Origin of the sequence: Paraburkholderia haematera, from assembly GCF_905220975.1 — a bacterium.
GTDB classification, from domain to species: Bacteria; Pseudomonadota; Gammaproteobacteria; order Burkholderiales; family Burkholderiaceae; genus Paraburkholderia; species Paraburkholderia haematera.
Genome location: NZ_CAJNBK010000002.1, coordinates 378,049 through 395,216 on the forward strand (window position 1 = coordinate 378,049; position 17,168 = coordinate 395,216).

Genomic DNA, 17,168 nt, shown 5'->3' on the forward strand with positions numbered 1-17,168 from the left:
GCCGCGCGCTCCGGCTGATTAGCCGATGCGCACGAGCTGCGCCTTGAAATAATCGCGGCGCTCGGCATAGCTTGCCGTGCCGCGCTGCATATTGGCGATATCCGTCTCGGTCAGTTCGCGCACCACTTTGGCCGGCGCGCCGAGAATCAGCGAATTGTCGGGAAACACTTTGCCTTCAGTGACGATGGCGCCCGCTCCGACCAGACAGTTGCGGCCGATTACCGCGCCATTCAAGACCACGGCCTGAATTCCGATCAGCGAGCCTTCCTTGATCGTGCAGCCGTGCAGCATGACCTGGTGGCCGATCGTCACGTTCGGCTCGATCGTCAGCGGGAAGCCCGGGTCGGTGTGCAGCACCGCATTTTCCTGAACGTTACTGCCGGCGCCGAGCGTGATCGGCTCGTTGTCGCCGCGAAGCGTCGCGCCGAACCAGACGCTCGAATTTTCCTCGAGCGTCACATTGCCGATAATGTTCGCCGAATCCGCGACGAACACGCTTTCATGGATGGTCGGGGCTGCTTCGCCAAGCTTATAAATTGTCACGGTGTCTCCTCTTGATCGGTCGCTATGCGCTGCGGGGGCTGGCCGGTAGGACGAACGGGCTGCAAGGCAGGGCCGCAAAAGAGGCTGCAAAACGCCCGAAGACGCCCGAAACGCCCCGCTGAACCGGGAAGTTTTGCCGGCCCTGCGCAATAGGCATGCGAGATGGTCGAATCGAGTATTGTAAACGGTTGTGTGGTTAGGCCGCTTGGCGGTGCCGTCAGCTGTCCGGTGCGCAGCGTTGACGAACGCCGCGCCTTTCCGGTTTTGCCTCTTGCCGTACCCTTTGCCAACCTCGTTGCCATGAATTCCGCCGCTCCTTCTATTTCGCCCGTTTCGTCCGTTTCGTCCGTTTCGTCCGGTTCGCCCGTTTCGCCCGTTTCGCCCGTTTCGCCGATATCGAATCCCGAGAAATGTCCGGATCGCGCGATGTGCGCGCGCACCGCGGCGCTGGACGCATTGCGCGAAGTCGACCCGGCAACCAAGGCAGCAGCGGCCCGTGCCTTATATGCCGCGGTGCTCGAGGGCAGTTTCACATGCTCCGCAAACCTCGAAATCGCCGAGCCGGCAGACTTGCCGGGCCGCCCCGCACGCCCCGATCTGGTCGACCCGCGCAAGCTGAAGCGCCGCAGCATGCAATCGCCCGAAGGGCGGGCCGTCTTGCTGCACGCGCTCGCGCACATTGAATTCAACGCCATCAACCTCGCGCTCGACGCCGTCTGGCGTTTTGCCGGCATGCCCGCCGGGTTCTACACCGACTGGCTCAAAGTTGCCGCCGAAGAGGCGCATCACTTCTCGTTGCTGGTCGCGCGGCTTGCGGAGTTCGGTCATGTCTACGGCGATTTTCCCGCGCACGACGGCCTCTGGGACATGTGCGAGCGCACCCGTGCCGACGTGCTGGCGCGCATGGCGCTGGTGCCGCGCACCCTCGAAGCGCGCGGCCTCGACGCCTCGCCGCCGATCCGCGCCCGCCTGCAGCAGGCAGGGGATCAGGCGTCCGCGGCGATTCTCGATGTGATCCTGCGCGACGAAATCGGCCATGTGCTGATCGGCAACCGCTGGTTCCGTCATCTATGCGACGAGAACGGCCTCGATCCGCACGCCACCTACACGCGCCTTGCCGACCAGTATCACGCACCGAAATTGCGCGGTCCGTTCAATTTCGAGGCGCGCCGCGACGCCGGTTTCGACGAGGCCGAACTGGCCGCGCTGGTTGCCCTGGCTGGCCTCGACGCTCAATAGCCGGCCCGGCCAGCGCCCCAGGCCCTGACAGACTGAAGCCTTCTTCCATAGCCGGACTCCACGCATCGTCCGGCTATCTCGTTATAATCGAACGACCATTCTTTTTTTGGCGCACCGTTCATGAATACTTCCAAGTCTGAATTTGTCGCCGTGCGCGGCATCCGTCTGCATGTGCGGCGCTGGGGCAATCCGGATGCGCCGATGCTGTTCATGCTGCACGGCTGGATGGACGTTGCGGCGTCGTTCCAGTTCGTCGTCGACGCTTTGGGTGGGGACTGGCAGGTGATTGCGCCCGATATGCGCGGTTTCGGCCTGTCGGACTGGCCGGTCGCCGAGCGCGGTGGCGGCAACTACTGGATCCCGGACTACCTCGCCGATCTCGACGCGCTGCTCGATCACTATGCACCGGTCGGCGAGGTCAATCTGGTCGGCCACAGCATGGGCGCGAACATCGTCTGCCTGTATGCGGGCGTGCGGCCGGAGCGGGTGCGGCGTGTGGTCGATCTGGAAGGCTTCGGTCTCGCGCCGTCGTACTCGGCGCAAGCGCCCAAGCGCCTGCGCAACTGGCTCGACGAGTTGCGCGATCCGCCGCAGCTGAAGCGCTACGCGTCGCTGGATGACGTCGCCGGGCGCCTGATCAAGACCAATCCGCGTCTCGCCCCGCAGCGCGCCCAGTTTCTCGCGCAGCATTGGTCCAGGCCTGACGGAGAAGGGTGCTTCATGTTGCTCGCCGACCCGGCGCACAAACTGCGCGGCCCGACGCTGTACCGCCTCGACGAAGTGATGGCCGTGTGGCGCAAGGTCACCGCCAAAGTGCTGCACGTCGAGGCTGCCAACTCGCCCACGCTCGCGCAGATTGCCGGCGAGATTCCGCTCGACGAATTCAAGGCGCGTTTCCAGGCTTTTCCGAACTGGCGCGAGAAGCTTATCGACGAAGCGGGGCACATGGTGCATCACGACCAGCCTGAGCAGGTGGCGGCGCTGATCGAGGGCTTCTGCGCCTGAACCTTGCAAAAACGCTTCGGTGCGAGGACGGCTATCGTGAGATAGCGCTGCGGCCATTTACTGCGTTGCAGTAAAATGTGTGCTGAACCTTCTCAAGATAAAGATGAACGCCGACCTTCACTGTCACTCCACCGTTTCCGACGGCCAGTTCGCGCCGGCCGATGTCGCGCACCGTGCGCACGCGGGCGGCGTGACGCTTTGGGCCTTGACCGATCACGACGAAGTGGCTGGCCAGCACGAAGCGCGCAGCGCCGCCGAGGCGCTCGGCATGGGCTACCTGAGCGGCGTGGAGATCTCGGTGACATGGGCTTCGCGTACGGTGCACATCGTCGGACTCGGCATCGATCCAACGAGCACGACGCTGATCGACGGCCTCGCGCGCACCCGCAACGGCCGCGCGGCCCGCGCGGAAGCAATGGGCGAACAGTTGGCCACGCTCGGCATTCCCGACGCCTATCAAGGCGCACTCAAATACGTCTCGAACCCGGACATGATTTCGCGCACGCACTTCGCGCGCTTCATGGTCGAAAACGGCTACGCCAGCTCGACGCAAGACGTGTTCACACGTTTCCTCGGCGACGGCAAACCCGGCTACGTGTCGCATCGCTGGGCGAAACTGGCGGACGCGGTTGGCTGGATTCAGGCGGCCGGCGGCGAGGCGGTCATCGCGCACCCGGGTCGCTACGCGTACTCGCCGGTTGAATTCGACGCGTTTTTTGCTGAATTCATCGACCTCGGCGGTAAGGCGATCGAGGTGGTGACGGGTAGCCACACGCCGGATCAGTACCGCGAATACGCGGACGTCGCGCGCCGCTTCGGCTTCGAAGCCTCGCGCGGTTCCGACTTCCACGCACCCGGCGAGGGTCGCGTCGATCTCGGCACGCTGCCGCCGCTACCTTCCGATCTGAAGCCCGTCTGGGAACGCTGGTTGTGATCACGCGCCGTGCCGCTGCGGCACGATTTGCGCGGCCGCCCTTGTCCGGAGGGCGTGCGTTCGCCCGATCTTTCGCCCGGTTTTCCATCCGGGTTCTCGTGCCCCGTCACCCGTAGCTACCGATAGTCAAAAATGTCCCAATACTTTCGGCTTCATCCGGATAACCCGCAACCCCGCCTCGTCAAGCAGGCCGTGCAGATCATCAATGATGGCGGCGTTGTCGCGTTGCCGACGGATTCCAGCTACGCGCTCGCCTGTCACCTCGACGACAAGGACGCGGTCGAGCGCCTGCGGCGGATTCGCGGGCTTGACGAGAAGCAATTGCTGTCGCTGCTGGTACGCGATCTGTCGGAGCTGGCGAACTTCGCGATGGTCGATAACCGGCAGTACCGTCTGATCAAGTCGGTCACCCCGGGCCCTTATGTGTTCGTATTGCAGGCCACGAAAGAGGTGCCGCGGCGCCTGTCGCACCCGTCGCGCAAGACTATCGGTCTGCGGGTGCCGGAGCACGCCATCACGCTGGCGATTCTCGAAGAGCTGGGCCAGCCCCTGCTCGGCTCCACACTGATCATGCCGGGCGAAACCCAGCCGCTGAACGACCCGGAAGAAATCCGCGAGCGGCTCGAGAAACAGTTGGACCTGGTGATCGACAGCGGCCCATGCGTGTGCGAACCGTCCACCGTGATCGATTTGACCGGCGCCGAGCCGGTGCTGGTGCGGGCGGGGCGCGGTTCTCTCGCGCCATTCGGTCTCGAAGAGACGGCATGAGCGAAAGCGGACAGACGCACGCCATCGCGTTGTTACAATAGCGAGTTATGGATTCTTCCCTGATACAGACCGTTGCGGTTTACGCGTTGCCGGTGATTTTCGCGATCACGCTGCATGAGGCCGCGCATGGCTACGTCGCGCGCTGGCTCGGCGACAATACTGCGTACGTGCTCGGCCGCGTCTCCATCAATCCGATGCGGCATATCGATCCGCTCGGCACGATCGCGATTCCCTTACTGCTGTACTTCGCCACCAGCGGCGCGTTCATGTTCGGTTACGCGAAGCCCGTGCCGGTCGCCTTCGGCAATCTGCGCAATCCGCGTTGGGGCAGCCTGTGGGTCGCGGCCGCCGGGCCGGCCTGCAATTTCGTGCAGGCGCTGGTGTGGGGCCTGATCGGCGTTGCGCTCGCGGTGCTGAGCGTCGACGAGCCTTTCTTTACGCGCATGGCGGCAGCCGGCGTCGGCGTGAACCTCGTGCTCGGCGTGCTCAACCTGTTTCCGCTTCCTCCGCTCGACGGAGGCCGCGTGCTGATGGCGCTGTTGCCGCCGCGGCAATCGATCGCACTGTCGCGCCTCGAGCCGTACGGTTTTTTCATCGTGATGGCGCTGGTCATGACGGGCACGCTCACGCGTTATTGGCTCAGCCCGCTCGTGACGCTCGGCTACGCTGCGATTACCGCAATTCTGACTCCACTTGTTTCGCTTTTCTAAATAACCATGTTCCCAGACCGTATCTTCTCCGGCATGCGGCCCACCGGGTCGCTGCACCTCGGCCACTATCACGGCGTGCTGAAAAACTGGGTGCGGCTGCAGTCCGAATACCCGTGTTTCTTTTGTGTGGTCGACTGGCACGCGCTGACGACGCACTACGAAACGCCCGAAGTGATCGAAAAGAACGTGTGGGACGTGCTGATCGACTGGCTCGCTTCGGGTATCGACCCGGCGCAGGCTACGCTCTTCATTCAGAGCAAGGTGCCCGAGCATGCGGAGCTGGCGTTGCTGCTCGGCATGAGCACGCCGCTCGGCTGGCTCGAACGCGTGCCGACCTATAAGGAGCAGCAGGAGAAGCTGAAGGACAAGGACCTGTCCACCTACGGCTTCCTCGGCTATCCGGTGCTGATGGCGGCGGACATTCTGCTGTATCGCGGCTCGCTCGTGCCGGTTGGCGAAGACCAGGTGCCGCACGTCGAAATGACGCGTGAAATCGCGCGCCGCTTCAACTACCTGTACGGCCGCGAACCGGGCTTCGAAGAGAAGGCCAACGAAGCCGCGAAGAAGCTGGGCGGCAAGCGCGCCAAGCTTTATCACGAGCTGCGCAACGCCTATCAGCAGGAAGGCGACGACGAAGCACTCGAACAGGCGCGAGCGATGCTGCAGGAATCGCAGAGCCTGTCGATGAGCGATCGCGAGCGTCTGTTCGGTTACCTCGAAGGTTCGCGCAAGATCATTCTGGTCGAGCCGCAAGCCATGCTGACCGAAGCGTCGCGCATGCCGGGTCTCGACGGCCAGAAGATGTCGAAGTCGTACGGCAACACGATCGGCCTGCGCGAAGACGCGGAAACGATCACGAAGAAGGTCCGCACCATGCCGACCGATCCGGCCCGCGTGCGCCGCACCGATCCGGGCGATCCGGACAAGTGCCCGGTGTGGCAACTGCACCAGGTCTACACGGACGAAGCCACGCACGAATGGGTGCAGAAGGGCTGCCGTTCGGCGGGTATCGGCTGCCTCGAGTGCAAGCAGCCAGTGATCGAAGGCATTCTGCGCGAACAGCAGCCGATGCTCGAGCGCGCGCAGAAGTACATGGACGATCCGTCGCTGTTGCGCGCGATCGTCGCCGACGGTTGCGACAAGGCCCGCAAATACGCGACGGAAACGATGCGCGACGTTCGCGAGGCGATGGGCCTCTCGTACAACTGATCTGCCGCGAAGAAGTGATGAGCACGCCCGCTACCATGCCGGACGGTTCCTCGCACGGAAACGGCGAGCCGTCGCCCTGGGTGCGCCACTGGGCGCATCTGGTCGAGGCGGGCGGCGCGGTGCTCGACGTGGCGTCGGGGGCAGGGCGGCATGCGCGGTTTTTTGCGTCGCTGGGCCATCCGGTGACCGCGCTCGATCGCGATGCGGCCGCATTGGCCGCCATGCGTGGCGAGCCGCTTGTCACCACGCTCGCGGCCGATATTGAAGGCGCCGCATGGCCCTTGCCCGCCGACGCGAAATTCTCCGCGGTCGTCGTGACGAACTACCTGCACCGGCCGCTGTTTCCTCAGCTGTTACGCTCGCTAGCGCCCGGTGGCGTACTGGTTTACGAGACCTTCGCGCAAGGCAACGAAAGCGTCGGCAAACCGTCTAACCCGGCGTTTTTACTCGCACCCGGCGAACTGCTCGACGTGGTGCGAGGCCACCTCCGCGTGGTCGCATTTCAAGATGGATTTCTCGCGCAGCCGCGCCCGGCTTACGTCCAGCGGATATGCGCAATTATGGAGGCGGATCGCTCAGCCGAGCACGCAAAGGCGGCATCTCCGCCTTGTTACGAGCTGGCTGGGTAATCCGCTACAATCGCGGTTTACCTGATCAAATTCATGGCGTTTCATGACTAACGGCAATCAAAGCACCACTGGCGGCGTTCAGATTCGCGGCAGCATCCCTGCCATCATTACTCCGATGCTTGAAGACGGCAGCCTCGATCTGCCGGCGTTTCGCAAACTGATCGACTGGCATATCGCAGAGGGCACGAACGCACTGGTCGTGGTCGGCACGAGCGGCGAGTCGGCCACGCTGTCGGTCGAAGAACACGTTCTGATGGTCAAAACCGCAGTCGAGCATACGGCGGGCCGGATTCCGGTGATCGCGGGCTCGGGCGGCAACTCCACGACTGAAGCTATCGAACTCACGCAGCAGGCCAAAGAAGTCGGCGCGGACGCCACCTTGCAGGTCGTGCCGTATTACAACAAGCCGACCCAGGAAGGCATCTATCGCCACTTCGCGAAGATCGCCGAAACCGTCGATCTGCCGGTGATCCTGTACAACGTGCCGGGCCGTACGGTCGCGGACATGAACAACGAAACGATTCTGCGTTGCGCGCAGGTGCCGGGCATCATCGGTGTGAAGGAAGCGACGGGCAACATCGATCGCGCCGCGCACCTGATCAAGTCGGCCCCCGCCCATTTCGGCATTTACAGCGGTGACGATCCCACTGCGATCGCGCTGATGCTGCTTGGCGGCCACGGCAATATTTCGGTCACCGCCAACGTCGCGCCGCGCGCCATGAGCGATCTGTGCAAGGCCGCGCTTGCCGCGGACGCGAAGACCGCCCGTGAGATTCATTTGAAACTCCTGTCGCTGCATAAGAACCTGTTCATCGAGTCGAATCCGATTCCTGCGAAATGGGCGTTGCAGCAACTGGGTCGTGTGCAGGGCGGAATCCGCCTGCCGCTCACGCCGCTCGACGCGCAATACCACGAAGTGGTTCGCGGCGCGCTGCGCGAAGCGGGCCTGCTGGGCTAAACGGGCTCGACCCGGCACCCCCAGCGTTATCGCAAGCCTGCCACCGGCACTCCCTTAACCGACGTCGATCCAGCCCACGTTCCCGGCACACAGAACCAGGCACCGCGTTCCAGCATCACGAAGGACCTCATGAAACGTTCCGCACTTTCCCTCCACGCAACCCGCATGGCGGCGCTGGCGCTTGCCCTGGTAACGCTCGCCGGCTGTGACACGCTGAACGACTGGTTCGCCTCCGACCGCGTCAACTACAAGGGCGCGGGCAGCGCGCCGGCGCTCGCCGTTCCGGGCGATCTGACCACCACGCCGACCGATCAGCGCTACGTGGCGCCGCCGGCCAATCTGGCGCTGGGCGGCTCGCCGCAGCGCGCGGTCACCGCAGCGGGCAATTCCACCGAAGGCCAGCCGAATGCGCAAGACCCGCTGGGCATGCACATCGAGCGTGACGGCGATCGTCGCTGGCTGGTCGTCGACGGCCGCACACCGGAACAACTGTGGCCGCAGTTGCAGGAGTTCTGGCAGGAGAACGGCTTCGTCCTGAAGACCGACGCGCCGGCCACCGGCATCATGAACACCGACTGGGCTGAAAACCGCGCCAATATTCCGGACGACTGGTTCCGTCGCACGGTCGGCAAGGTGATTGACTTCGCTTACTCGTCGGGTACCCGTGACAGCTTCCGCACGCTCGTGTCGCGCGGTCCGGCTGACACCACGGACATCTCGATCACGCATAGCGCGATGGAAGAAATGCTGACGGGCCAGGACAAGACGTCGTCGCGCTGGGAAGAGCGTCCGCGCGATCCGGCGCTGGAGGCGCTGTTCCTGACCAAGTTGATGCAAAAGTTCGGTCTGACCGAAGCGCAGTCGAAGCAACTTCTGACCGATGCCCGCCCGGCTACTGCGCCGGCCACGATCGACCAGAGCGCCGGCGCATCGACGCTTGATCTGCAGGAATCGTTCGACCGTGCATGGCTGCGCGTGGGTCTTGCGCTTGACCGCACCAACTTTACCGTCGACAACCGCGACCGCTCGAAAGGCATCTACTACGTGCGCTACGCTGATTCGATGCAGGAGTTGAAGAAGGAAGGGCTCCTCGGCAAGCTGTTCTACAGCGGCAATTCGTCGAAGAAACCGGGTCAGGAATTCCTCGTCAATGTGCGCTCGAAGGGCGAGACCGTGACGCAGGTCGCGGTGGTGGACGCGAACGGGCAGGTGGATAATTCGTCCGACGCGCAGCGCATCGTGACGTTGCTGCACGCACAACTGAACTAAGCGGGCTGTGCGCTTCGCCAGTCTCGGCAGCGGCAGTGAAGGCAATGCCTTGCTGGTGGAAGCGCAAAGCGGCGCGACCACCACGCGGGTTCTGCTTGATTGCGGTTTTTCAGCCAAAGAAGTCGAGCGGCGTCTGACGCGGCTCGGCGCAAGCGTCGAAGGTCTCGACGCCATTCTGATTACACATGAACACAGCGACCACATTGGCAGCGCGCTGACGTTGGCGCGCAAGTGGTCGATTCCGTTGTACATGAGCTGGGGCACTGCCCGCGCGGTGGGTGCCGACGAGGCCGATGTCGACCTGCAGGTGCTGTGGGGCGACGAAGCGGTGGCGATCGGCGACCTCAGCATCCTTCCTTACACCGTTCCTCACGACGCCCGCGAGCCGCTGCAATACGTGCTTTCCAATGGTGCGAGCCGGCTTGGCGTGCTGACCGACGTGGGCACCTCCACGCCGCATATCAGTGCGGTACTGAGCGGCTGCGACGCGCTGGTGCTCGAATGCAATCATGACGTGCGGATGCTGGCGGGTAGCCGGTATCCCCAATCGCTGAAGGCGCGCATCGGCGGCAATCATGGGCATCTGAACAACGAAGCGGCGGCTGAAATTCTGGCCTCGCTCGACCGCTCGCGCTTGCGCCATCTGGTGGCCGCACATCTGAGCAAGCAGAATAACTCGCCGGAACTGGCGCAGGCTGCCATGGCCGGTGTGCTGGGTGCCGCGCCGACCGAAGTGGTAGTCGCATCCCAGGACGAAGGCTTCGCCTGGCTGAGCTTGTGATCCGTCTCTGATTACCTGGCTACCTGGCATCGCCGCGAGTTGTGCTGCGATTCGCCGTTGACGCCGGCAGTGCAATTAAAAAAAGCCCATGACGATTACTCGCCATGGGCTTTTTCTTGCGGGGCGGCGTTTCGGGTGCCGCGCCTTACGTCAGACCGTCAGACTTAGTTGCGGTTGCCGCCGAAGATACCGAGCAGCGCGAGCAGGTTGACGAACACGTTATACAGGTCCAGATAGATCGCGAGGGTGGCGGTGATGTAATTCGTCTCGCCACCGTTCACGACGCGCTGGACGTCGAACAGCATGTAAGCCGAGAAGATCACGATTGCCAGCACCGACACCGTCAGCATCAACGCCGGCAGGTGCAGGAACACGTTCGCGACCGACGCCAGCAATAGCACGATCACGCCCATGAACAGCCACTTGCCGAGGCCCGAGAAGTCGCGTTTGCTGACTGTGGCGATCGTTGCCATGGAGGCGAAGATCACACCAGTGCCACCAAACGCGAGCATGATCAGCGACGGGCCGTTCGAAAAACCGAGCACGAAGCTCAGGATGCGCGACAGCATCAGGCCCATGAAGAACGTGAACCCGAGCAGCACGAATACGCCGATGGCGCTGTCTTTGGTTTTCTGGATGGCGAACATGAAGCCGAAGGCGATCGCGAAGAACGCCAGCATGCTCATGCCGGGGCTGGTGGCGGCGAACAGCGAGAAGCCGGTGGCCACGCCTACCCAGGCGCCGAGCACTGTCGGAATCATGGACAGCGCGAGCAGCCAGTAAGTGTTCCGTAGTACGCGGTTGCGTGTTTCGACCGTGCTGACCGCGCCATTGCGGCCAAAGCTATACGGATGATCGTTCATGGTCTCTCCTTACCTCGGAAGCGTGTTGCGTAATGATTGCGCCGCGGATTGCGCCGCGAGTTGCGCAGCAGATTGTGCGTCAGGCAGTGCAGCGCCGGCCGGAATTTTTGCCGCCAGTCGCAGGGTGTTCATCCCTAAGATTGGCGCGGTGGCTGGGAGTTTCAATACCCGGAAAATGTCCACACGGCCTACGCTACCAGCATTCACAAACTCCTGCTTGGAGTCTTTCAATGCTGTAAGGGTTCAATCGCAATCATACACGGGAACATGCTACAATAGCGGATTCATTTGAATCTGTAACCTCTTAATTTTTTGGAGTTTTTATGGCGATCGAACGCACCCTGTCGATTATCAAGCCGGACGCAGTGGCCAAGAACGTGATCGGTCAGATCTACAGCCGTTTCGAAAACGCTGGCCTGAAGATCGTGGCTTCGCGCATGGTCCACCTGTCGCGCGCCGATGCAGAGAAGTTCTACGCTGTGCACGCTGCACGTCCGTTCTTCAAGGATCTGGTCGATTTCATGATCTCGGGCCCGGTGGTCGTGCAAGCGCTGGAAGGCGAAAACGCGATCCTGAAGCACCGCGACCTGATGGGTGCAACGGACCCGAAGAAGGCGGAAAAGGGCACGATTCGCGCCGATTTCGCCGACAGCATCGACGCTAACGCGGTGCACGGTTCGGACGCGGCTGAAACGGCTGCAGTTGAAATCGCGTTCTTCTTCCCGGAAGTGAACGTCTACTCGCGTTAAGCGGGTTTGAACTGCCGGTGCTGTCCACGTGAATCGTGCGCAGCCGTTGGATTTGTCGCACGAATCCGCACGAACAGCGCGGCAAAGTAGTAAGGTAAAGCAGCAGGAATGGGCGCGAACGGCATTGCGTTCATGCAGCTTGTTGCATGAACGTAGTCTCGCACTGAAATGGCAGGATTCGATATGACGAGCAGTCCCACCGTCAACCTTCTCGACCTCGACGCCCAAGGGCTTGTCGCCTACTGCGACAGCCTGGGCGAGAAGCCGTTTCGCGCCAAGCAATTGCAGCGTTGGATCCACCAGTACAACGCTGCCGACTTCGACGGCATGACCGATCTGGCGAAGTCCTTGCGCGAAAAGCTCAAAGGGCGCGCAACGATCACGATGCCTGGCATCGTCAGCGACAATATTTCGACCGACGGCACACGCAAGTGGCTGATCGACGTCGGCAACAGCAACGCAGTTGAAACTGTCTACATCCCCGAAGAAACGCGTGGCACGCTGTGCGTGTCGTCGCAGGCAGGGTGCGCGGTCAACTGCCGTTTCTGTTCGACCGGCAAACAGGGTTTCTCCCGCAATCTCACCACCGGTGAAATCATCGGCCAGCTGCGCATGGCCGAGTTCGCCCTGCGCGCGACGCGCGGCACGGACGGCGGGCGTGCCACGGGTGGTGACGGCAAAGGCGAGCGCGTTGTCACGAACGTGGTGATGATGGGCATGGGCGAGCCGCTGCTCAATTACGACGCGGTGGTACCCGCCATGCGCCTGATGCTGGACGACAACGCGTACGGCCTGTCACGCCGGCGCGTCACGCTGTCCACCTCGGGCGTGGTGCCGATGATGGACCGGCTCGGCGCCGATCTGCCGGTGGCGCTCGCGGTATCGTTGCATGCGCCTAGCGACCCGCTGCGCGACATGCTGGTGCCGCTGAACAAGAAGTACCCGCTGCGCGAACTGATGGCCGCCTGTCAGCGCTATCTGAAAGTTGCGCCGCGCGATTTCATTACGTTCGAATATTGCATGCTCGACGGCGTGAACGACAGTGAAGCGCAAGCGCGCGAACTGCTGGCCGTTACGCGCGACGTCCCGTGCAAATTCAACCTGATCCCGTTCAATCCGTTTCCCGAGTCGGGCCTCATCCGCTCGAAGCCGGAACAGATCAAGCGGTTTGCACAAGTGTTGATGGACGCGGGCGTCGTCACCACTGTGCGTAAAACACGCGGCGATGATATCGACGCTGCCTGCGGTCAGTTGGCCGGTGCGGTGAAAGACCGCACACGCCTCGCTGAGCGCACCGGGAAGGCGGCAAAAATTATCGAGGTTCGTGCCGTGTAATCGTGCGAGGCGGCCGGGCGCGGCGTTCGGAGGCACCTATCCGGACGCGAAAAACCTCCAGGGCGTCCGCGATTGAAAAGAAAGTTTGCAGAATCGATCGGAAGCGGCACACGAGGCCGCACATTTTGTTATAAACGGTCTGCGATTCAGACGTGAGGCTTTGGCCCGTCCGGATTGCACAAGTGAAAAAGAATCGACGCGAAAGGATTTGGGATGAGTGAGCCGCAGCACCCGCAGCCGCAGGATACAGACGCAAACGAAGGCCATCCGGCGCCGGTCGCGCGGGCGGTGGTGCAGCCTGTTGCGCAGCCGGGCCTGGGAGGCCTGGAATCGTTGGCAGCGGTTGGCGCGCGCTTGACCCAATTGCGTGAATCGAAGGGCTGGACGATTGAAGACGTGTCGGCGCGCCTGAAGGTATCCGTCATCAAGTTGCGTGCGCTCGAATCGGGTGACATCAGCCATTTGCCGGACACGACCTTCGCGCTCGGCGTGGTGCGCAGCTACGCGAAGATGCTCGGCGCCGATCCCACGCCGTTCACGCAGGCTTTGCGTCGCGAGAAGGGCGTGCCCGCTCCGGATCTGTCGATGCCGGCCTCGTCCGGCAAAGATTTGCCGCGTGGCCGCGTATCGCTGTCGCTTGGCGGCAGCGGACAAAAGAGCCGCTCTTGGCTATGGGGCATTGCGGCGGTGATTGTCGCGGTGATCGCGCTCGGCATGTGGCATACCAATGGCGGTGACTCGTCAGCGTTGCTCGCCCGGTTGAAGGCGAGCGCGAACGGTGCCGCGGGTGGTGCGACCGGCGCATCGGGCGCGGTGGCGCAGGGTCAAGCGGCAAGCTCCGAGGCCACAGCGGAAGAGGCTGCTTCCACGCCGGAAACGCAGGCCGCAATGGATAACGCAGCGTCGGCTACGCCGATGCCCGCGCCGCTCGCGACCGGTCCGGCGCCGTCTTCCATGCCGGCTGTCGCGGCAACAACTGTCGCGCCGAAGGCCAGTTCGCAGGCCCAGGCTGCGGCGCAAGGCGCGAGTGCGCCGGTGGTCGCTGCGATAGGCGCGTCGGCCGTAGCGGCAACGGCGGCGCCGGCCGCGGGTGAGGCGATCATCGCGTTGCGCGTGACGCAAGACAGTTGGTTCAGCGTGCGTGGCAAGGACGGCAAGGAGGTGTTCTCCGGCCTCGTGCACGCGGGCGACACGAAGGAAGTGACGGGTGCAGCGCCGTTCAAGGTCACGCTCGGCAACAAGGCGGGTCTCGAATCGCTGACGCTCGATGGCGAGCCAGTCGATCCGTCGAAATATTCGGCAGCCAAGGGTAATGTGGCGCGCTTCGCGTTGCCTTGATTAGATACGGTATGCGTCGCGGCCAACCGGGTTGCGGCGCTTTTTCAATCCAGGCGCTACGTCTTTTGTGTGGCGCCTGCGGCGTAAATGGGTTTTTCGATGCAATCCGAAGCTCAATCCCAATCCAGTAGCAAGATCGTTTCAAACGAGCCGGTGTTTGGCGGCCATGCTGCGCGGCGTAAGTCGCACGCAGTCGACGTCCGTTGGGGCGGTCAGCTCGTCACCATCGGTGGCGACGCGCCCGTGCGCATCCAGTCGATGACCAACACCGACACCGCAGACGCGATCGGCACGGCAATCCAGATCAAGGAACTTGCACAAGCCGGTTCGGAGCTGGTGCGTATCACGGTCAACACGCCGGAAGCGGCTGCCGCCGTACCGGCTGTTCGCGAGCAGCTCGACCGCATGGGCGTGTCGGTGCCGCTGGTCGGCGATTTTCATTACAACGGCCACTTGCTGCTGCGCGATTACCCCGCCTGCGCGGAGTCGCTGTCGAAGTACCGGATCAATCCGGGCAATGTCGGCCACGGTGCGAAGCGCGACACGCAGTTCGCGCAAATGATCGAAGCGGCAGTGAAGTACGACAAGCCAGTGCGGATCGGGGTCAACTGGGGCAGCCTCGACCAGGATCTGCTCGCCAAGATGATGGACGAGAACGCCGCGCGTTCCACGCCTTGGGAAGCGCAGAGCGTGATGTACGAAGCACTGATCCAGTCGGCGATCGGCTCGGCGGAGCGCGCGGTCGAAATCGGCCTGCCGCGCAACAAGATCATTCTGTCGTGCAAGGTCAGCGGCGTGCAGGATCTGATCGCGGTGTATCGCGAACTCGCGCGCCGTTGCGAATTCGCGTTGCATCTGGGGCTGACCGAAGCGGGCATGGGGTCGAAGGGGATCGTGGCGTCGACCGCAGCGTTGTCGGTATTGCTGCAGCAAGGCATCGGCGACACGATCCGTATCTCGCTGACGCCGGAACCGGGCGGCCCGCGAACAGGTGAAGTGATCGTCGGGCAGGAAATTCTGCAGACCATGGGCCTGCGCTCGTTCACGCCGATGGTGATCGCGTGTCCGGGTTGCGGCCGTACCACCAGCACGCTGTTTCAGGAGCTGGCGTCGCAAATCCAGACCTATCTGCGTACGCAGATGCCGATGTGGCGCGACCAATATCCTGGCGTCGAGAAGATGCACGTTGCGGTGATGGGCTGCATCGTCAACGGTCCGGGCGAATCGAAACAGGCGAATATCGGCATCAGCTTGCCGGGGTCGGGCGAAAATCCGGCCGCGCCGGTGTTTATCGACGGCGAGAAGGTCAAGACGTTGCGCGGCGATAACATCGCGCAGGAATTCCAGCAAATCGTGAGTGACTACGTCGAGCGCAGCTACGGCCGCGCCGAAGCCGGCCGCACCGAAGCACTCAACTAAATACCGTCAATCGAAGACAGATGACTGAACAGAAGAAAAAGCTCGAAAAGTTGTCCGGCGTGAAGGGCATGAACGACATCCTTCCGCAGGAAGCCGGGCTGTGGGAATTTTTCGAAGCAACCGTCAAGTCGATGCTGCGTTCGTACGGATACCAGAATATTCGTACGCCGATCATCGAGCACACGCAGTTGTTCAAGCGCGGTATCGGTGAGGTGACCGATATCGTCGAGAAAGAAATGTACAGCTTCACCGACGCCTTGAACGGTGAAAACCTGACGATGCGCCCGGAAAACACGGCGGCTGTCGTGCGCTCGGTGATCGAGCACAACATGCTGTACGACGGTCCGAAGCGCCTGTGGTACATCGGTCCGATGTTCCGACACGAGCGTCCGCAGCGTGGCCGTTATCGGCAGTTCCATCAGGTCGGGGTGGAAGCATTGGGCTTCGCCGGCCCGGACGCCGACGCTGAAATCATCATGATGTGCCAGCGTCTGTGGGACGACCTCGGCTTGATGGGCATCAAGCTCGAACTCAATTCGCTGGGTCTCGTCGAAGAGCGCGCGGCACATCGCGTCGAGTTGATCGCGTACCTCGAAAAGCACATGGACGTGCTCGACGAAGAGGCGAAGCGCCGTCTCTACACGAACCCGCTGCGCGTGCTCGACACGAAAAATCCGGCGATGCAGGAAGTCGCGCAGAACGCGCCCAAGCTGATCGATTTTCTCGGCGAAGAATCGCGCGCGCACTTCGAAGGCCTGCAACGCATTCTGAAGGCGAACAACATCCCGTTCACGATCAATCCGCGTCTCGTGCGCGGTCTCGATTATTACAATCTGACCGTGTTCGAGTGGGTGACCGACAAGCTTGGCGCGCAAGGCACTGTTGCGGCCGGCGGGCGTTACGATCCCCTGATCGAACAGCTTGGCGGCAAGCCGACGGGCGCATGTGGCTGGGCAATGGGTGTCGAGCGTATCCTCGAATTGCTGAAAGAAGAGCAGCTCGTGCCGGAAGACGAGGGTTGTGACGTCTACGTGGTCCATCAGGGCGACGCGGCACGCGAACAGGCCTTTATCATCGCCGAGCGTTTGCGCGATACGGGCCTCGACGTGATCCTGCATTGCAGCGCGGACGGGCAGACGGCGAGCTTCAAGTCGCAGATGAAGCGTGCTGACGCGAGCGGCGCGGCTTTCGCGGTGGTGCTCGGCGAAGATGAGATTACGAACGGCACGGTCGGCGTCAAACCGCTGCGTGATACAAGTTCTAACGGCGGTAAAAACGAGCAACATAACGTGCCCGCCGAAGACTTGACCGAATTTCTAATCAATGCGATGGTTGCAACCGCCGAAGACGGCGACGACTGATCGCGATGTCGTCGAGCCCCCTGGCTCGACATGCACACGTATCAAGAAAGAGGAAATC

The 17,168-nt window shown here is 62.6% G+C and carries 17 protein-coding genes; 15 read left to right on the top strand and 2 right to left on the bottom strand.

Translation table 11 applies throughout. The features are described 5' to 3' along the window. Window positions 1-18 precede the first annotated feature (18 nt). Complete coding sequence (locus KHO23_RS06055; protein ID WP_120291144.1) at window positions 19-543, bottom strand: gamma carbonic anhydrase family protein; 525 nt, start codon at window positions 541-543, stop codon at window positions 19-21. 426 nt (window positions 544-969) lie between these two features. On the opposite strand from KHO23_RS06055, the gene KHO23_RS06060 reads away from it, so the two are divergent. The 10 genes from KHO23_RS06060 to KHO23_RS06105 all read left to right on the top strand — a co-directional run bounded on the left by KHO23_RS06060 (window position 970) and on the right by KHO23_RS06105 (window position 10,045). Then, the gene (locus KHO23_RS06060) at window positions 970-1,782 is read left to right on the top strand and encodes a ferritin-like domain-containing protein (RefSeq protein ID WP_236066726.1); all 813 of its coding nucleotides are present in this window, start codon (window positions 970-972) and stop codon (window positions 1,780-1,782) included. 120 nt (window positions 1,783-1,902) lie between these two features. After that, window positions 1,903-2,787: an alpha/beta fold hydrolase gene (locus tag KHO23_RS06065; RefSeq protein ID WP_211610127.1), complete on the top strand. Its 885-nt coding sequence runs from the start codon at window positions 1,903-1,905 to the stop codon at window positions 2,785-2,787. A 103-nt stretch (window positions 2,788-2,890) separates the two neighbouring features. Beyond that, window positions 2,891-3,721, top strand: coding sequence for a 3',5'-nucleoside bisphosphate phosphatase (locus KHO23_RS06070; protein WP_211610128.1), 831 nt, complete (start codon window positions 2,891-2,893; stop codon window positions 3,719-3,721). 132 nt (window positions 3,722-3,853) lie between these two features. Continuing rightward, a complete protein-coding gene (locus KHO23_RS06075; protein ID WP_211610129.1) occupies window positions 3,854-4,489 on the top strand; it encodes an L-threonylcarbamoyladenylate synthase in 636 nt (211 codons plus the stop codon). Window positions 4,490-4,536: 47 nt separating this feature from the next. Then, window positions 4,537-5,199 carry a site-2 protease family protein gene (locus KHO23_RS06080; protein WP_211610130.1) on the top strand — a complete coding sequence of 221 codons (663 nt, stop codon included), beginning with the start codon at window positions 4,537-4,539 and terminating at the stop codon, window positions 5,197-5,199. A gap of 6 nt (window positions 5,200-5,205) precedes the next feature. After that, complete coding sequence (locus KHO23_RS06085) at window positions 5,206-6,408, top strand: tryptophan--tRNA ligase (RefSeq protein WP_201073337.1); 1,203 nt, start codon at window positions 5,206-5,208, stop codon at window positions 6,406-6,408. Window positions 6,409-6,425: 17 nt separating this feature from the next. Continuing rightward, entirely contained in the window at window positions 6,426-7,037 is a 612-nt protein-coding gene (locus KHO23_RS06090; RefSeq protein ID WP_211610131.1) for a class I SAM-dependent methyltransferase, read from the top strand. A gap of 43 nt (window positions 7,038-7,080) precedes the next feature. Beyond that, entirely contained in the window at window positions 7,081-7,995 is a 915-nt protein-coding gene (gene dapA / locus KHO23_RS06095) for a 4-hydroxy-tetrahydrodipicolinate synthase (RefSeq protein ID WP_211610132.1), read from the top strand. Window positions 7,996-8,124: 129 nt separating this feature from the next. Further along, on the top strand, window positions 8,125-9,264 hold the full coding sequence (bamC, locus tag KHO23_RS06100; protein ID WP_211610133.1) for an outer membrane protein assembly factor BamC: 1,140 nt from the start codon (window positions 8,125-8,127) through the stop codon (window positions 9,262-9,264). Between the two features lie 7 nt (window positions 9,265-9,271). Further along, on the top strand, window positions 9,272-10,045 hold the full coding sequence (locus tag KHO23_RS06105) for an MBL fold metallo-hydrolase (protein ID WP_211610134.1): 774 nt from the start codon (window positions 9,272-9,274) through the stop codon (window positions 10,043-10,045). A gap of 164 nt (window positions 10,046-10,209) precedes the next feature. Here KHO23_RS06105 and KHO23_RS06110 read toward each other — a convergent pair whose 3' ends face one another. After that, window positions 10,210-10,908, bottom strand: coding sequence for a Bax inhibitor-1/YccA family protein (locus KHO23_RS06110; protein WP_054038214.1), 699 nt, complete (start codon window positions 10,906-10,908; stop codon window positions 10,210-10,212). A 323-nt stretch (window positions 10,909-11,231) separates the two neighbouring features. Between KHO23_RS06110 and ndk the strand changes: the two genes are divergently transcribed. The 5 genes from ndk to hisS all read left to right on the top strand — a co-directional run bounded on the left by ndk (window position 11,232) and on the right by hisS (window position 17,110). Next, complete coding sequence (ndk, locus tag KHO23_RS06115) at window positions 11,232-11,657, top strand: nucleoside-diphosphate kinase (protein WP_172315650.1); 426 nt, start codon at window positions 11,232-11,234, stop codon at window positions 11,655-11,657. 183 nt (window positions 11,658-11,840) lie between these two features. After that, the gene (rlmN, locus tag KHO23_RS06120; RefSeq protein ID WP_028199529.1) at window positions 11,841-12,992 is read left to right on the top strand and encodes a 23S rRNA (adenine(2503)-C(2))-methyltransferase RlmN; all 1,152 of its coding nucleotides are present in this window, start codon (window positions 11,841-11,843) and stop codon (window positions 12,990-12,992) included. A 213-nt stretch (window positions 12,993-13,205) separates the two neighbouring features. Then, window positions 13,206-14,330: a helix-turn-helix domain-containing protein gene (locus tag KHO23_RS06125; protein ID WP_211610135.1), complete on the top strand. Its 1,125-nt coding sequence runs from the start codon at window positions 13,206-13,208 to the stop codon at window positions 14,328-14,330. Window positions 14,331-14,417: 87 nt separating this feature from the next. Next, window positions 14,418-15,749: a flavodoxin-dependent (E)-4-hydroxy-3-methylbut-2-enyl-diphosphate synthase gene (gene ispG / locus KHO23_RS06130; RefSeq protein WP_211610136.1), complete on the top strand. Its 1,332-nt coding sequence runs from the start codon at window positions 14,418-14,420 to the stop codon at window positions 15,747-15,749. Between the two features lie 20 nt (window positions 15,750-15,769). Continuing rightward, the gene (hisS, locus tag KHO23_RS06135) at window positions 15,770-17,110 is read left to right on the top strand and encodes a histidine--tRNA ligase (protein WP_211610137.1); all 1,341 of its coding nucleotides are present in this window, start codon (window positions 15,770-15,772) and stop codon (window positions 17,108-17,110) included. The last annotated feature ends 58 nt before the right edge of the window (window positions 17,111-17,168 follow it).

Coding starts and splice junctions, on each gene's coding strand:
- KHO23_RS06070 (WP_211610128.1), top strand. CDS start 2,891: ATGAACGCCGACCTTCACTGTCACTCCACCGTTTCCGACGGCCAGTTC.
- ndk (WP_172315650.1), top strand. CDS start 11,232: ATGGCGATCGAACGCACCCTGTCGATTATCAAGCCGGACGCAGTGGCC.
- KHO23_RS06125 (WP_211610135.1), top strand. CDS start 13,206: ATGAGTGAGCCGCAGCACCCGCAGCCGCAGGATACAGACGCAAACGAA.
- dapA (WP_211610132.1), top strand. CDS start 7,081: ATGACTAACGGCAATCAAAGCACCACTGGCGGCGTTCAGATTCGCGGC.
- KHO23_RS06110 (WP_054038214.1), bottom strand. CDS start 10,908: ATGAACGATCATCCGTATAGCTTTGGCCGCAATGGCGCGGTCAGCACG.
- bamC (WP_211610133.1), top strand. CDS start 8,125: ATGAAACGTTCCGCACTTTCCCTCCACGCAACCCGCATGGCGGCGCTG.
- ispG (WP_211610136.1), top strand. CDS start 14,418: ATGGGTTTTTCGATGCAATCCGAAGCTCAATCCCAATCCAGTAGCAAG.
- hisS (WP_211610137.1), top strand. CDS start 15,770: ATGACTGAACAGAAGAAAAAGCTCGAAAAGTTGTCCGGCGTGAAGGGC.
- KHO23_RS06090 (WP_211610131.1), top strand. CDS start 6,426: ATGAGCACGCCCGCTACCATGCCGGACGGTTCCTCGCACGGAAACGGC.
- KHO23_RS06060 (WP_236066726.1), top strand. CDS start 970: ATGTGCGCGCGCACCGCGGCGCTGGACGCATTGCGCGAAGTCGACCCG.
- KHO23_RS06085 (WP_201073337.1), top strand. CDS start 5,206: ATGTTCCCAGACCGTATCTTCTCCGGCATGCGGCCCACCGGGTCGCTG.
- KHO23_RS06065 (WP_211610127.1), top strand. CDS start 1,903: ATGAATACTTCCAAGTCTGAATTTGTCGCCGTGCGCGGCATCCGTCTG.
- KHO23_RS06075 (WP_211610129.1), top strand. CDS start 3,854: ATGTCCCAATACTTTCGGCTTCATCCGGATAACCCGCAACCCCGCCTC.
- KHO23_RS06080 (WP_211610130.1), top strand. CDS start 4,537: ATGGATTCTTCCCTGATACAGACCGTTGCGGTTTACGCGTTGCCGGTG.
- rlmN (WP_028199529.1), top strand. CDS start 11,841: ATGACGAGCAGTCCCACCGTCAACCTTCTCGACCTCGACGCCCAAGGG.